The 370-nt window shown below is 71.9% G+C and carries 1 protein-coding gene; it reads left to right on the plus strand.

Annotated features, from left to right (window positions below; translation table 11 throughout):
* Positions 1 to 15 precede the first annotated feature (15 nt).
* Positions 16 to 370, plus strand: a 355-nt coding sequence (locus J0695_RS42270) for a class I tRNA ligase family protein (protein WP_206970098.1), incomplete at its 3' end; no start/stop codon positions are given.

Below are 370 nucleotides of genomic sequence, written 5' to 3' on the forward strand. Positions count from 1 at the left end.
ACCCCCGTCTGCCTCGTGCCGAACGGCCGCGCCCACCTCGGGCACATCGCCGGCCCCCTGCTCAAGATGGACGTGCTGCGGCGTCACATCCTGCGGGGCGGCGGCCGGGCCACCATGATCTCGGTCAGCGACGCCCACGAGTCGCACGTCCCTGTCCGCGCCCACCAGGAAGGCGTCTCCCCGGCGAAGGTCGCCGACCGCAACCACGACCTGATCGTGCAGGACCTGGCCGCGCTCGGCATCGCCTACGACGACCTGATCAACCCCCTCGACGCGCGCTGGGCCGACCGCTACACCGAGATCAACCGAGCGTTCCTCGCGGAGATCGAGTCCTCGGGCAGCGCCGTGGTCCGCGCCGAGCCCACGAGAC

Source organism: Streptomyces beijiangensis (assembly GCF_017315755.1).
GTDB classification, from domain to species: Bacteria; Actinomycetota; Actinomycetes; order Streptomycetales; family Streptomycetaceae; genus Streptomyces; species Streptomyces beijiangensis.